The organism is Glaesserella australis (assembly GCF_003260095.1).
Lineage (GTDB): Bacteria > Pseudomonadota > Gammaproteobacteria > Enterobacterales > Pasteurellaceae > Glaesserella > Glaesserella australis.
Genome location: NZ_PTPX01000019.1, coordinates 74233 through 90575, shown reverse-complemented (window position 1 = coordinate 90575; position 16343 = coordinate 74233). Strand labels below are relative to the sequence as shown.

The window sequence follows — 16343 nt, the reverse complement described above, 5'->3', positions numbered from 1 at the left end:
TCTTTACCGTTAATACCTGGTTTACCGTTCTGAACCGTAATATTAGCTGATGCACCATCTTTACCATTTAATCCAATGGTACCATTCGCGCCATCTAAACCGATTTTGCCATTTTGTCCGTCTTTACCACCGATTGTTAGCTTATTATTTAAGGCAAATGTCACATTATTTTTCTCTTTTGTGATAACAATATTGCCATCTTTATTCGCTAAATCTACTGTTGCATTCGGTGCTACATTCGTACTATTTTTACCTTCATTGATCGTTAAATTCCAACCTGCTGATGCAGTTTTGTTCACTGCATCTAACTGGTTTTTATTTACCGCATCTGTACCATTAACGCCAGGCGCTACATTTTTAATCGTATTGTTGCTATTGTTTAGCCCGTCTTTAGTAATACTTACTGTACCATTAGTACCACCTGTAATAGACACACCATCATTGCTGATAGTTGTATTACCTGTTGTCACTGTGGTGAAGTTTGGTGTCATGCTAGTTGCAATACTAATTTTCTTACCTGTTTGAGTAATATTAATATTCTTACCACCATCAATAGTCACCGTATCGCCCATTGCGACTTTCTCAACTGTCGGAGTACCCGTAGTATTACCTGATGTAGTTAAGTTCCAACCTTTTGCAACTTGATTACTAATATTCGTCACATTTTGGTTAGTTGCATATAACTGGCTACCATTTACCGCATCTTTACTGCTATCTGAAATTGTGCCGTTTTCTACATTGGTAATTTTCTTATTACCTGCATCAATGCCTGATGTAGTGATGTTCGGACCATTTGTGATTTTTAAGCCATCATTATTAACAACAGTGCCACCAATAGTAACTGAACCACCATTTGTTAAATTTAAGGTGTTATTTAATGTAACAACATAATCGTTACCGCCAGTACTATTTTTAGTCGCATTAAGTTTCACATCTACATTACTATTACCCGCAGATGCTGATTCTTCTTTTTTCAGCTGAGTTTTAGTTTCTTCACTTAATGCAACTGTGTAACTTGTTTCATTTTGAGCATTTGTGGTAGATGTAACATTAATACCATTACCTTCGGTAACTTTAGTATTATTTGCATGAACGGTATATACTATATGCCCATCTGCTGATGTTGTATTTTCAACACGAGTATTCGTTCCCGCTTTAACTTCTGTTTTTGCAGCTTGAATGGCTTCATGAATAGTTTCTTTGCCTGTGCCGCCGATATTGCTAAATGTAATGTTGCCATTAGCATCAACTTGTGCATTGCCACCAAAATTTTGAACAACACTCTTCGCTACATTACCAATAATATTATTCGTTGCGTAAAGCTGAGAACCATTAATTGCATCAGTAGAAGAACTTGAGATGTTACCCGCAGCAACATTTACGATTTGACGTTTGATACTGTCTGAACCAACAGATACAACGCTTGAAGGGGTCGAACCACTAAATCCGCCATAAGTGATCCCATTTACCGTTGCGCTATTTTCTTGAGTCGCATTACGAGTTACTGAATTTGAACCTATTGCTACGGCATTTTCATGAGAAGCTACCGCTTTAGCACCAATTGCAGATGCATTTTTTGCCGTTACACTTGAATTAAAACCAATAGCGGTTGAATTTTCTGCATTTTTTGCGATATTTGATGTTTCACCAATCGCAACACTGCCACTTGCATTTTGTCCGACAGATGCTTCAGAACCAATAGCAACGGTTTTATCCGTTCCTTACCACAGACGATGTACCAATACTAATAGAACGCTCAGCAGTTGCTACGTTTGCATAAGAACCCATTGCAATGGAGTTATTGCCATAAGAACGCGCTTCTCGACCAATTGCCATAGAGTTTTCTTGAGTAGCATGAGCTGCTCCACCAATAGCAACAGATACACAACCAAACGCTTTAGCTTCTTGACCTAAAGCAAGTGCGGATACGTTTGTTGCAGAAGCTTTTGTACCTAATGCAAATGCACCTTCTTTAGTCGCATTTGCGTTTGTACCTAAAGCAACCGTGTTATTTGCTGTTGCATCAGCTTCTGTACCCAAAGCAAAAGAATCTACACCTGTCGACGTTGTATTTGTACCAAAAGCAATACTTCTTGTTTGATTTGCTGTCGCATTTGTTCCTAAAGCAAAAGAGTCAACGCCTGTTGCATTGGTTGTTGTACCTAATGCAAAAGCTCGCTCTTGTGATGCTCTAGCTTTTGTCCCCATTGCAAATGAACTTTGAGCAGCAGCTGTAGTATTAGGAGTCAACACATCCGCATTCAAAAAAGAATCTCGAGTTGTATTAAATAAACCAGTTTGCGCATCTGAACCTAATGCAAAAGAATCGTTACCGTTAGTTTTTGCAGAAGTACCAATAGCAAAAGAACGATCGCCATTCGACTGGGTATTATTCATCCCATCATATTTTGTTCTTAATGCTTCATTACCTTGAGTGCCGTCTAGATTTACATGGTCTGCACTACCTAATGCAAAAGATTGTTTACCTTTCGCTGTTGCAGAAGAGCCCATTGCCACACTTGAACGCCCATCAGCCCATGCAGCAGAACCCATCGCCATCGCAAAATCACTTGTCGCTGCTGATTGACGCATCATCGCTAAAGAGTTAAAACCATTTGCAAGAGAAGCAGTACCAATTGCCACAGAACCGATATTGCCTGTTTTAGCCATAGGACCGATAGCAACAGACAAAGCACCTAAAGTTCTAGAATAATCACCTATTGCCACACTACTTGCTACACCAGTAACACTCACAGCATTTGCACTTCGACCTATAGCAATACCTTCTGACCAAATTGACTCAGAAAATCTATTACCGTTACCTTCAATATTTGCTCTATCTGAATAAGATTTAGAACCAGGGTTGTAATAGTTATAAGCATATACATCAGTATTAATGCCTGTTCCTTTTGAAACACTGGAAGTGTCATCAGTATAAGCATAGCCATTAGTAGCAGTCGTATTAATCGCAATAGCTGCATCCGCTTTAGGCACAAATGTTGAAAGCACTAATAATGACAGTGCGGTTAACTTTATACCGCCACGACCAAAGCCTTGATCGCTAGAAACAGATACTGAATCTCTTTCATCTGCCTGAGCGGTCACTTTTCCTCTATTTTTTGCTAATTCAGAAACAACGGTAAACGTCTGCGTTGCGTGATTCCAAATTACCTTAAATATTTTATTCATAGAAAAACCCTTAAAATAAAATAGACTTACTCACCACAATTTCACCAGTAGAAATTGTGAAAAAAATGAAAACCCATTACAGATTTTCATATAAAAAATATATACAACTATATGTAGGTGCTAATTTTAGATGTAATTTAATTTAAATGGCATCACTAATTACACACACTTACAACAGATTACAAGATTTACACATATTTCGCAAGATTTTTGTTTACAAAGAGATGAAAACTGATCGCCAACTGATCGCTTAATGATCAATTATGTAGTATGGAAAGTTTGATCTAGCGCAACTTTTGTCTTTTTTCGTCTTTTACAAGGGTTTTCTAGCCCGTTAGTTTTAATTATTTTAATAATTAAAATAAACCCCTTAAAAATTAAAAAACACCTTTAAAAACATAGTGTTACATATTTTATTTTTTAAATAAATTAAATAAACACTCTAATCCATCAATCATATTTTCTTTATTTATTAAAAAATATTCAAACGTGTTAATCAAATACTAAATAAAGTATTTATAACTTATATAAGATTATATTACATTAGGATATTAATGAGAAAACAACTTTTGCTAGTTTAATATACTGAATACGCTTTAAAAGTTAGATTAACATAACCGACTTACACAACACTTACATTATATTTACATAAATTACTTTCTCTTCAAGGGGTAAGTACTCTTTTACGGTATTATGTCGCAATTGCACAAAGACATCGTAGGGGAGAGGTTTATCCCCGTCCGTTAAAATTAGGGCGTGATAAATGAGCAAGATTATGTAGTGACTGATTAAAATTCAAAACGCCATAGAGATGGGGTTTATCCCTTCCCGTTATATTATGTCGGGAAAGAATAAACCCCATACGTTGGATTGGTGTGACTGCGACATAGCATCAAATTATTTTGCAAATCTCACCGCTTGTATTTGGCACAAGTCAAACGCTTGTGCCATTCAAAAAGGATTAATTAATGGCGGAAATGGCGCATACCCGTTAAAACCATTGCCATACCGTGTTCGTTAGCGGCATCAATCACTTCTTGATCTCGCATAGAGCCGCCTGGGTGAATCACGCAAGTAATGCCCACTTTAGCGGCAGCGTCAATGCCATCACGGAATGGGAAGAAGGCGTCCGATGCCATTACACAACCTGCGACTTGCAAGCCTTCGTCCTCGGCTTTAATCCCTGCGATTTTCGCTGAATAAACACGGCTCATCTGCCCTGCTCCAATACCGATTGTCTGTTTGTTTTTAGCATAAACAATCGCATTTGATTTCACATATTTTGCTACTTTCCAGCAGAATAACAGATCTTCTAACTCTTCTTTAGTTGGCTTACGTTCAGAGACAAATTGTAGATCTTCAATATCAACATGACCTTGGTCTGCATCTTGCACTAATAAGCCGCCATTTACCCGCTTGTAGTCTAAACGTGATTGTGCTTGGCTAAACTCACCGCATTCTAACACTCGCACATTTTTCTTCTTCGTTAAGGCCTCTTTTGCAGTATCCGATACTTTAGGCGCAATGATGACTTCGACAAATTGACGTTCTGCAATGGTTTGTGCGGTTTCGCCGTCTAATTCACGGTTAAACGCAATAATGCCACCAAAAGCAGACGTTGGGTCAGTTTGGTAAGCTCGGTTATAGGCTTCTAAAATATCCTTACCTAAAGCTACGCCACAAGGATTGGCGTGTTTAACAATCACACAAGCTGGCTCGGCAAATTCTTTGACACACTCAAGGGCTGCGTCGGTATCAGCAATATTGTTGTAAGAAAGGGCTTTGCCTTGTAGCTGAATAGCGGTTGCAACAGATGCTTCTTTTAATTCATTTTCAACATAGAAGGCAGCATTTTGGTGGCTGTTTTCGCCATAACGCATTGTCTGCTTGCGGGTGAAATTAAGATTTAATGTGCGTGGGAATTGACCGCAAGGCTGGGTGATATCTTCTTCCTCTGCGCCTTGATAAGGAGGTACTTTTTGTCCAAAATAGTTAGCAATCATTGAATCATACTGAGCGGTATGTTCAAAGGCTTTAATTGCAAGATTGAAACGGGTCTCTAAGGTTAAGGCATTTTGGTGTTGATCCATTTCCGCTAAAATAGCGTCAAAATCACTATTATTGACAACAATGGCGACATCTTTATGGTTTTTCGCTGCAGAACGCACCATCGTTGGTCCGCCAATATCAATATTTTCTACGGCATCTTCTAAGGTACAGTTCGGTTTTGCAACTGTTGCTGCAAAAGGATAGAGATTCACCACAACCATATCAATAGGTTCAATACCGTGTTGATTCATCACATCATCATCTGTACCACGGCGACCTAAAATTCCACCATGAACTTTCGGGTGTAAGGTTTTGACACGTCCGTCCATCATTTCAGGAAATCCGGTGTAATCCGAGACTTCCGTCACAGCTAAACCACTGTCAGCAAGTAATTTTGCTGTTCCGCCAGTTGAAAGCAGTTTTACCCCACGTTTTGCTAAGCCTTGGGCAAATTCGACAATGCCTGTTTTGTCAGACACACTTAATAATGCTTGTTGGATTGGACGATGAGTCATTTGGGTTCCTTTGGGTTATTTCAATTAAAAAGTAGGGACGCCACGCTGGCGTCCGTTGAATATCATTTTGGCGTAAAGGCTAAATTGAGCGGACGCCAGCGTGGCGTCCCTACAATTACGATGCAAATTATAACGCAAACGTTTGCGTAAATCCATTATTTACAAAACCTTAAGCTTTAACTTTTGCGAAAAAGTTGTTTTCAAAGTAAAATGAACGAACGTTCAGTAACCTTAATTTATCTCTTTTTATGTTTGATCAAGATCTCCCTCACAATGAGATCGCTATTCGTATTTTGAATGCAACGGATAGATTGATGGCAAGAGAAGGTGTACAAAATCTTTCAACCCATAAAATTGCGAAAGAAGCTGGAGTATCAGTGGGGACGATTTATCTCTATTTTAAAGATAAAGATACCTTACTTCATCAGCTGGTTTTGTACCTGTTTAACACTTTTCATTCGTCTGTGGTGCAAAAATATGATCCGAACTTACCGCTATTTGAGCAGTATCAAGCCCTTTGGTATGCAACTTGGCAATTTATGCAGAACAATCCTGACGTGGTGAAAAATATGCACCAATATGAGGCATTGCCACAATTTCAATCTACAATGAAAAGCTGTTTGAATATCAAAGAATTGCCTTGGAATATCTTTGTCGAACAAGGACAGTTGCAAAAAATGATCATAAACCTACCGCCTACTGTGTTGTATGCAATCAGTATGAAAACGGCATGGGAGTTAATGTATCAGCAGCTCATGTTATAACAATCTTACGATCAAGTGATTATTGATGAAGTCATTCTTCGCACTTGGCGGGCGATTACTATTTAACCAAAGTTAATTTTATATTACGGAGAAACTATGACAACTGAAACTCAGAAGCCAGGAAAAGGCAGAAAGTTTGCTATTGTACTGACATTGTTGATCGTTCTGCTCGCTTTTGGCGGTGTAGTTGGTATGCAACAGTTCATTTCAATGAAAAAAGCAGAAGCGGCAGCTAATATGCCAGAATCTGTCAGCCAAGTCACTGCAATGACAGTGAAAGGTCAAGAATGGACACCGGTGATTACCGCGGTTGGTTCTATTCGTCCAAACCAAGGGGCGATGATCAGCGCACAAGCCGCTGGTACTGTTACCAAAGTACTGGTGAAATCAGGTGATCGAGTACAAAAAGGTCAGCTTTTACTCGAAATTGATAGTGCTGCTGAACGCGCTAGCTTAAAAGCAACGGAAGCACAACTTCCTGCAGCACAAGCTAACTACAACCGTTATCGTAACCTTGTTGCTTCAAATAGCGCATCTAAAGCAGAATTAGATAATGCTAAAGCGACTTATGATCAACTGGTCGCAACAATTGAATCAACAAAATCACAAATCGAACGTCGCCAAATCTATGCACCATTTGATGGGATTGCTGGTATTGTGAATGTGAATGTAGGTCAATATGTTACGGCTGGCACTGAAATTGTACGTGTCGAAGATCAAAGCGCGATGAAAATTCGTTTTACTCTTCCACAAACTAATCTTGAAGATATTTTCGTTGGTCAACGTGTAACTGCAACCATTGATGCGCTACCTGCACGTACTTTCCCTGCAAAAATTACCGCTATTGATCCAGCAGTCGATACGGCTACAGGTCTAATTAATCTTGAAGCAGTGGTGACAGAAGGTCAAGATAAGCTACTTTCAGGTATGTTTGCTCGTTTAAACGTTGCATTACCAACCTTACGTGATCAAATCGTAGTACCACAAATTGCAGTCACTTATACCATGTATGGCGAAACAGTTTATGTACTTCAACCACTTGCTGATGAAGATAAAGCGAAAGTTGGCAAAATGGCTGAGATGAATCCAACACTAGATGTCAATAAAATCTATCGTGCAAAACAAGTTGAAGTGACTACGGCTGAACGCAGTGGCGTATATTCTCACTTAAGCAAAGGTCTAAAGGCAGGTGATATGATTGTCACTGGTGGTTTACAACGTTTAAAAAATAATGCGTTGATTCAAATTTCAGATCAACCAGCCGTTGGCGTTATGGCTCCTGCAACCAAAACCAAACTGTAATGGGGTAAGCTGTGAAATTTACCGACATTTTTATTAAACGCCCTGTCCTTGCGATCTGTATCAGCCTATTGATTACCATCTTAGGCTTACAGTCTATTAGCAAGTTACAAGTGCGTGAATATCCTGAAATGACGATCTCTATCGTGACCGTCAGCGTAAACTACGCAGGTGCTGATGCGAGCTTAATGCAAGCGTTAGTAACATCGCAAATTGAAGAAGCGGTGGCACAAGCCGATAATATTGACTATATGACTTCATCAAGCTCGCCAAGTACCACTACGGTCACCGCAAAAATGAAGTTAAATACTAATCCACAAGAAGCATTATCGGATATTTCATCAAAAGTAAATGCGATTCGTGGTAACTTACCAAGTGGTATTGATGACCCTGCAATCAGCGTGTCATCAGGCTCAAACGATGCCTTTATGTATATTCGTTTTACTTCTGATGATCTTTCATCACCACAGGTAACAGACTATCTAAACCGTGTTGTTAAACCGCAATTCTTTACAGTAAACGGTGTTTCAAGTGTGAATATCTTTGGTGGTTCAACCTTTGGTTTACGTATTTGGTTAGATCCTGACAAAATGGCAGGACACAATCTCTCAGGGGCTAGTGTTTTATCAGCATTAAGTGCAAATAACCTTTCTACTGCCGCAGGAAGTGCCAACGGTTATTACACAGTGTACAAAAACAAAGTGTTATCTACCACACCTTCTGTAGAAGAGTTGGAAAATATTACGGTTTCAACCACATCCGCAGGTTTGCAAATCAAATTAAAAGATATTGCAACCGTAGAATTAGAGAAATCGTCTGATACAGCACGTGCAACCGCAAACGGTCAAGATGCGGTGGTAATGGCGGTAGAATCTGCCGCAACTGCAAATAAATTGACTGTGGCGAAAAATATCTACCCATTATTTGCACAAATTGAGAAGAATCTACCCGCTTCCATCAAAGGTGAAATTCTTTACGACAGCACCATTGCGATCAACAGCTCAATTACCGAAGTAATTAAAACCATTGGTGAAGCAACTATCATCGTACTTATCGTAATTATCCTTTTCTTAGGTTCATTACGGGCGATGATTATCCCAGTTATCACCATTCCAATTTCGTTAATTGGTGTCTTGTTCCTATTACAGATGCTCGGGTTCTCGATTAACTTGCTTACCCTACTTGGCTTGATCTTAGCGATCGGCTTGGTGGTGGACGATGCTATCGTCGTACTTGAAAACGTTGAGCGTCATGTTAAAGAAGGGAAAAATCCGTTTGATGCGGCAATTATTGGTACACGTGAAATCGCTTTACCCGTGATTTCAATGACCATTACCTTAGCAGCGGTATATTCACCGATGGCATTAATGGAAGGGATCACAGGTTCTCTCTTTAAAGAATTTGCGCTTACCCTTGCAGGTGCGGTCTTTATTTCTGGTATTGCAGCATTAACGCTTTCACCAATGATGTCTAGCCGTGTGCTAAAAGAACATAAAGAAGGTGAAGAAGGACGTTTAGTTAAGTGTATTCACGGCATGTTAGATAAAATGACAAGCTGTTACCAAAATATGCTAGCAGGCGTTATGGCGGTACGGGGCTTTATGCTGTTCTTTGCGGTACTTATTTTTGCAAGCTTACCATTCTTATTTACGTCATTATCAAGCGAAGTTGCACCATCAGAAGACCGTGGTGTTGTGGTTGCCTTTGGTTCAGGTCCATCAAATACCAACTTAGACTATACCCAAGAAACCATGAAGCCGTTTAACGACAAAGTGGTTCAAATCCCCGAAGTGCAAGGTATGATGTCGATAGCAGGCTTTAGTGGTACAAACAGCTCTCTTTCCATTATCTCGTTAAAAGATTGGTCTGAACGTACCAAATCACAATTTGAAGTCAAAGATATTGTGGCAGGTATGGCAAAAGATGTGGTTGGAATGGACATCAATGCCGTGGCGTTCCCTGAAATTCAAACAGGTGAAAGCGGATTGCCATTCTCATTGGTGATTACTACTGCCGATAGCTACGAAAAATTAGCTGAAGTTGCAGGTGAATTTTTAGCCAAAGCACAAAAATCAGGACAGTTCTTCTTCGCAAATTTAGATCTCAAATTCAACACGGCGACCATGAAAATGAAGTTTGACCGTGAGAAAATGGGAACTTATGGCGTAACGATGCAACAAGTGAGTGGTACATTAGGCGCATTCTTATCGGGTGCAACCATTACCCGTGTAGATATCGACTCACGTGCTTACCCAATTGTGTCACAAGCGGTACGAAAAGATCGTCTCAATCCAGAGAATTTGATGAACTACTTTGTCACAACATCAAGCGGACAATCTATTCCTTTAGGTTCTTTTGTAACCATGGAATTAACTACCGAACCTGCATCATTAAGCCGTATGAATCAGCTTAATGCCGCAACGATTGGTGGTGTAGTTTCAGGCTCTATTGGTGATGCAGTAAAATGGACACAAGCGGAGTTAGATCGTAGCTTACCAGCTGGTTATCAATACGACTTTAAAGCAGAATCACGCCAATATATTCAAGAGGGTAACTCACTAATGTTCACCTTTGCATTGGCGGTGGTGATGATTTATATCGTTCTTGCGATTCAATTTGAATCATGGCGTGACCCATTAGTGATCTTAGTTTCTGTTCCATTGGCAATCAGTGGTGCGTTACTTGTGATGAACGTGCTTGGCATTATGAAGGTCTCTGGCTCGACACTTAATATCTACTCACAAGTTGGCTTGATTACCCTTGTTGGCTTAATCACTAAACATGGTATTTTGATGTGTGAAGTGGCAAAAGAAGAACAGCTTTTACATGGCAAATCTCGCCGTGATGCGATTTTCCATGCGGCAACTATCCGTTTACGTCCAATTATGATGACCACAGCGGCAATGATTGCAGGCTTAATCCCACTACTCTACGCTTCAGGCGCTGGCGCTATCGCACGCTTTAGTATCGGTATGGTGATTGTCGCAGGTTTGGGCATCGGTACACTATTCACCCTATTTGTACTGCCTGTGATTTATACCTTCTTAGGTAGCGAACACAAACCGCTGAAAGAGTTTGATGAAAACAAATATGCGTTAGAGACAAAAGCGCATTAACCTTAAGTAACAAGCGGTTAGATGGGTAAATTATTTTGCAAATCTCACCGCTTGCAGACCATAAAGAAAGGATAACCGTGAGTTATCCTTTCTTTTTTTGTCAAAAATTCGGTAAAATACGCTGATTTTTTATTGATTAAAACAAGGATTTCCTATGACTCAACTGAGCGTTGTGATTTTAGCGGCGGGTAAAGGTACTCGTATGTATTCAGATTTACCGAAAGTGTTACACCCAATTGCAGGCAAGCCAATGGTGAAACACGTGATTGATACGGTAAAAGCGTTAGACGCAAAACAGATTCATCTAATTTATGGTCACGGTGGCGATTTAATGCAACAGCGTTTAGCTGATGAACCAGTAAATTGGGTATTGCAAGCGGAGCAATTAGGGACAGGTCACGCAATGCAACAAGCGGCACCTTTCTTTGCTGATGATGAAAATATCTTAATGCTGTATGGTGACGGCCCTTTAATTACGCAAGCAACCCTTGAAAAGCTGATTGCAGCGAAGCCTGAAAATGGTATTGCGTTATTGACTGTCGTATTAGAAAACCCAACGGGCTACGGGCGTATTATTCGTGAAAATGGTTCTGTAGTGGCGATTGTTGAGCAGAAAGATGCAAATCCTGAACAGTTAAAGATCCAAGAGATCAACACGGGTGTGATGGTAGCAAGTGGCGCAAGCTTCAAAAAATGGTTATCACAACTTAACAATAACAATGCACAAGGCGAATACTACATTACCGATGTGATCGCGATGGCAAACCGTGACGGCTTTAAAGTTGAAGCGGTGCAAGCAAGCAATTTAATGGAAGTTGAAGGGGCAAATAACCGCTTGCAACTCGCTGCTTTAGAGCGTTATTACCAAAAAACGCAGGCAGAAAAATTGCTGTTGGCAGGGGTAACTATTATCGACCCAGCTCGTTTTGATGTGCGTGGCACGGTGACTCACGGGAAAGATGTGGTGATTGATGTCAATGTGATTTTAGAAGGCGAGATTAAACTTGGCAACAACGTGAAAATCGGGGCTGGTGCGATATTGAAAAATGTGGAGCTAGGCGATAACGTTGAAATCAAACCTTACTCGGTGATCGAAGATAGCGTGATTGGTAAAGGGGCTGATGTTGGTCCATTTGCCCGTTTGCGTCCAGGTACGGAGCTAGCAGAGAAAGCTCACGTTGGCAACTTCGTTGAAATCAAAAAATCCACCATTGGCGTTGGCTCAAAAGTGGGGCATTTAACCTATATAGGCGATAGCGAAATAGGGGAAAATGTGAATATCGGTGCAGGAACCATTACCTGTAACTATGATGGTGCGAACAAGTTCAAAACTATTATTGGCGATAACGTGTTTGTTGGTTCAGATACGCAATTAGTTGCCCCTGTAACAGTCGCAAATGGCGCAACCATTGGTGCAGGATCGACCATTACCAAAGATGTGGCAGCTGATGAATTGGTAATTACCCGTGTGCCACAACGTCATATTCAAGGCTGGCAACGACCTGTGAAGAAAAAATAGCATTTGTAGGGTGGGCAAGGGTGCCTACCCTACATCTCACTTGTTAATTTGCAAAAAATCCGCCAAAACTCACCGCTTGTATTGAAAAATCACTAGCCTTATCGACGAAATTCCTGTAAAATCCGACCTTTTTTTGCACTTATAAATTTAAGTAACAAAAAACATTTATTTTTTTATTTACACTAAATCACACACATATCACACACTAAACATCGGGGTGCTGTTTTATCTTTTCAGAAAAACGGTCGGTGACTTAGGATATGTGGAGGCAAAACCCTTCTGCAATTGCAGAAACAACACAAAAGGAAACTATTCTTATGGCACAAGTATCTATGCGCGATATGCTTAACGCAGGCGTTCACTTCGGTCACCAAACTCGTTACTGGAACCCACAAATGAAACCTTTCATCTTCGGTGCTCGTAACGGTGTTCACATCATCAACTTAGAGAAAACATTACCATTATTCAACGATGCATTAGCAGAGTTAACTCGCATTGCAAGCAACAACGGTAAAATTCTTTTCGTTGGTACAAAACGTGCAGCGTCTGATGCAGTAAAAGCAGCAGCAGTAGAAAGCCAACAATTCTATGTAAACCACCGTTGGTTAGGTGGTATGTTGACTAACTGGAAAACAGTTCGTCAATCAATCAAACGCTTAAAAGATTTAGAAGCGCAAACTCAAGATGGTACTTTCGATAAAATCACGAAAAAAGAAGCATTAATGCGTACTCGTGAATTAGAGAAATTAGAGTTAAGCTTAGGCGGTATTAAAGATATGGCTGGTCTTCCAGATGCAATTTTTGTTATCGGTGCAGACTACGAACATATCGCAATCAAAGAAGCAAACAACTTAGGTATTCCTGTATTTGCTATCGTTGATACTAACGCAAGCCCAGCTGGTGTAAACTACATTATCCCTGGTAACGATGACGCAGCTCGTGCGATCCAACTTTACTTAGATGCAGCGGTTGCAGCAATCAAAGAAGGTCGTGGTCAAGAAGCTACAGCAGAATTCGTTGCAGAAGAAGCAGCTGAGTAATCGTCTTAAGGCAAGCCCTTAAAACACATTCAACATTGTGAAGCAGGGGCATTAACGTCCCTGCTTTTCTTATATATCTACATAAAGAGGAAATAAAAATGGCTGAAATTACAGCAGCACTCGTAAAAGAGCTTCGTGAGCGTACTGGCGCAGGTATGATGGAATGTAAAAAAGCGTTAGTTGAAGCAAATGGTGATATCGAATTAGCAATCGACAACATGCGTAAATCTGGTCAAGCAAAAGCAGCTAAAAAAGCAGGTAACATCGCAGCAGAAGGCGTTATCTTAGCTCGTATCGCAAACGGTTTTGGCGTATTAGTTGAAATGAACTGCCAAACTGACTTCGTTGCAAAAGATGCAGGTTTCTTAGGTTTAGCAAACGAAGTAGCAGACTATGCTGCTGCAAACAAAGGTATCTCTATCGAAGCATTAGCAGCGCAATTTGAAGAAAAACGTGTTGCTTTAGTCGCTAAAATCGGTGAGAACATGAACATCCGTCGTGTTCAATACTTAGAAGGCGAAGTGATTGCTCAATACTTACACGGTGCAAAAATCGGTGTATTAGTGGCAGGTCAAGGTTCTGAAGATGAACTCAAAAAAGTAGCAATGCACGTTGCAGCATCTAAACCTGAATTCGTAAATCCAGAAGATGTATCTGCAGAAGTGGTTGCAAAAGAGCGCGAAATCCAAATCGAAATCGCAATGAACTCTGGTAAACCAAAAGAAATCGCAGAGAAAATGGTTGAAGGTCGTATGGCGAAATTCACAGGTGAAGTATCATTAACAGGTCAACCATTCGTTATGGATCCATCACAATCTGTAGGCGCTTACTTAAAATCAGTAAACACTTCTGTATCTAACTTCATTCGTTTAGAAGTGGGTGAAGGTATTGAGAAAGTGGCTGAAGATTTCGCAGCAGAAGTAGCGAAAATCACTGGCGGTAACGCTTAATTTCTTATCTTAAAGATACAACAAGCGGGCAAATTTGCCCGCTTTTTTACTTCTGTTTATGTGGTAATTTCTGCCAAGTGACTTCATTACGAAGGTAAACAGGCTCTATCTCTAGAGCGGATTCTAGTTGATCTTGTTCAATCGCTTGTATGGCAAAAGGCAACATATATTGCGCTGAAGGCAAGGTAATTTCACTGATTTTCACGGCTAAATTTGCTTGTTCAAATTGAGCATAAGCCGCCCAGCCTGTCCCTACAACCCAAACATCTTGTTCAATCTGGAATTGCTCTATCGCTTTTTCAGGAGAACAAACTTGTTCTGCAACAATCTCTTGCCATTGTTCATTTTGACGTTTAAATTGCGCAAAATAGACTTCATTCATTCGTGCATCAATCAAAGCAATCACATTATCTGCACCAAGTTGCTGATACGCATTCTCTGCCATAGCTAATAGGTTTGAGACGGGAACAACGGGTAACTCTGCACCCAACGCTAATCCTTGTGCAATACCTACACCAACACGAACGCCCGTGAAACTACCAGGTCCTCGCCCAAAGGCTAATACATCAACATCTCTAATAGACATACCCGCTTGTGATAATAATTCATCTACCATCGGCAAAATACGTTGCGTATGCGTTCTCGGACTTAATTCATCAAGAAAAGTGACATTACCTTGATGAAATAAAGCCACCGAGCAAGCCTCAGTGGCTGTATCTAATGCTAAAATTGTTTTATTCATAAACTAAAAAAATAATAGTGGATAATATCACTATTATCCACCATTTTGCCTTAATTATCCATTCACCTTACGGCGCTGTTCCACTGCATCTGCAAGTTGGAATAAAACTTTTTCGCTATCTTCCCAACCAATGCAACCGTCGGTAATACTCTGCCCATAAGTTAATTCTTTGCCTTCGACGAGATCTTGACGACCTTCAACTAAATGGCTCTCAATCATCACACCTGAAATAAAATTCGAACCAGATGCAATCTGTTCTGCCACCGAGTTACAAACATCTAACTGACGTTTAAACTGTTTTTGGCTATTTGCATGGCTAAAATCGACCATCACATGCGGACGGCGACCTGATTTTTCAATATCAGCACAGACTTTCGCCACCGATTCTGCGTCATAGTTAGTACCATTATCGCCACCACGTAAAATGATATGACAGTCTGGATTACCCGCTGTTGAAACAATCGCTGAGTGACCAAATTTAGTGACCGACAAGAAGTGGTGCGGTGCTTCAGCTGCCCCAATCGCATCTAGTGCGATTTTTACGCCACCATTGGTTGCATTTTTAAAGCCGACAGCACAAGATAAACCTGAGGCTAGCTCACGGTGAACTTGCGATTCTGTGGTTCTTGCACCGATTGCACCCCAACTCATAAAATCAGCCATATATTGTGGGGTAATCATATCTAAAAATTCGCCCGCCGCTGGCACAGTTAAGTCATTAATATCAGATAACACTTTACGAGCGATACGTAATCCATCATTTAATGCAAAGGTTTCATTTAAATATGGATCGTTAATTAATCCTTTCCAGCCGACTGTTGTACGTGGTTTTTCAAAATACACACGCATGATAACTTCTAAATTTTGATTAATTTTAGGGTTTGCACGCATTTCTTGAATTTTCTTCGCATATTCAAGGGCGGCTTTCGGATCATGAATCGAACAAGGACCAATTACCACCAATAAACGATCATCTGCACCATGTAAAATACGATGAACCGCACTACGTGTTTTAGCAACAGTTTCCGCTGCAATATCGCTAGCTGGAAAACGCTCTAAAAGTGCAACAGGTGGAAGAAGCTCTTCAATTTTATTGATACGTACGTCATCATTTTTATACATCATGCTGTGTTTACTACTCATTTTATAGTCCTTTGGTT

The 16343-nt window shown here is 40.3% G+C and carries 10 protein-coding genes and 1 pseudogene; 6 read left to right on the top strand and 5 right to left on the bottom strand.

Translation table 11 applies throughout. The features are described from left to right. The 3 genes and pseudogenes from C5N92_RS11480 to purH form a co-directional block, all read right to left on the bottom strand. Positions 1–1634, bottom strand: a pseudogene (locus C5N92_RS11480) (hypothetical protein); the annotation flags it as partial. Positions 1635–1710: 76 nt separating this feature from the next. Beyond that, the gene (locus C5N92_RS10420) at positions 1711–3189 is read right to left on the bottom strand and encodes an ESPR-type extended signal peptide-containing protein (RefSeq protein WP_111750783.1); all 1479 of its coding nucleotides are present in this window, start codon (positions 3187–3189) and stop codon (positions 1711–1713) included. 965 nt (positions 3190–4154) lie between these two features. Continuing rightward, a complete protein-coding gene (gene purH / locus C5N92_RS10415; RefSeq protein WP_111750782.1) occupies positions 4155–5753 on the bottom strand; it encodes a bifunctional phosphoribosylaminoimidazolecarboxamide formyltransferase/IMP cyclohydrolase in 1599 nt (532 codons plus the stop codon). Positions 5754–6001: 248 nt separating this feature from the next. Here purH and C5N92_RS10410 point away from each other — a divergent pair, with 248 nt between their 5' ends. From C5N92_RS10410 to tsf, 6 genes are all read left to right on the top strand, one after another. After that, positions 6002–6517, top strand: coding sequence for a TetR/AcrR family transcriptional regulator (locus tag C5N92_RS10410; protein ID WP_238138446.1), 516 nt, complete (start codon positions 6002–6004; stop codon positions 6515–6517). A gap of 96 nt (positions 6518–6613) precedes the next feature. After that, complete coding sequence (locus tag C5N92_RS10405) at positions 6614–7819, top strand: efflux RND transporter periplasmic adaptor subunit (protein WP_111750781.1); 1206 nt, start codon at positions 6614–6616, stop codon at positions 7817–7819. Positions 7820–7830: 11 nt separating this feature from the next. Next, positions 7831–10932: an efflux RND transporter permease subunit gene (locus tag C5N92_RS10400; protein ID WP_111750780.1), complete on the top strand. Its 3102-nt coding sequence runs from the start codon at positions 7831–7833 to the stop codon at positions 10930–10932. Between the two features lie 154 nt (positions 10933–11086). After that, positions 11087–12451: a bifunctional UDP-N-acetylglucosamine diphosphorylase/glucosamine-1-phosphate N-acetyltransferase GlmU gene (glmU, locus tag C5N92_RS10395; RefSeq protein ID WP_111750779.1), complete on the top strand. Its 1365-nt coding sequence runs from the start codon at positions 11087–11089 to the stop codon at positions 12449–12451. Between the two features lie 317 nt (positions 12452–12768). After that, complete coding sequence (rpsB, locus tag C5N92_RS10390) at positions 12769–13491, top strand: 30S ribosomal protein S2 (RefSeq protein WP_111750778.1); 723 nt, start codon at positions 12769–12771, stop codon at positions 13489–13491. Positions 13492–13589: 98 nt separating this feature from the next. Further along, a complete protein-coding gene (gene tsf / locus C5N92_RS10385) occupies positions 13590–14441 on the top strand; it encodes a translation elongation factor Ts (RefSeq protein WP_111750777.1) in 852 nt (283 codons plus the stop codon). Positions 14442–14487: 46 nt separating this feature from the next. Here the strand turns inward: tsf and tsaB are convergent, their stop codons facing one another. Both tsaB and aroG read right to left on the bottom strand, forming a co-directional pair. Continuing rightward, positions 14488–15183 carry a tRNA (adenosine(37)-N6)-threonylcarbamoyltransferase complex dimerization subunit type 1 TsaB gene (tsaB, locus tag C5N92_RS10380; RefSeq protein ID WP_111750776.1) on the bottom strand — a complete coding sequence of 232 codons (696 nt, stop codon included), beginning with the start codon at positions 15181–15183 and terminating at the stop codon, positions 14488–14490. A gap of 54 nt (positions 15184–15237) precedes the next feature. Continuing rightward, a complete protein-coding gene (gene aroG, locus C5N92_RS10375; RefSeq protein ID WP_111750786.1) occupies positions 15238–16308 on the bottom strand; it encodes a 3-deoxy-7-phosphoheptulonate synthase AroG in 1071 nt (356 codons plus the stop codon). Positions 16309–16343: the final 35 nt, after the last annotated feature.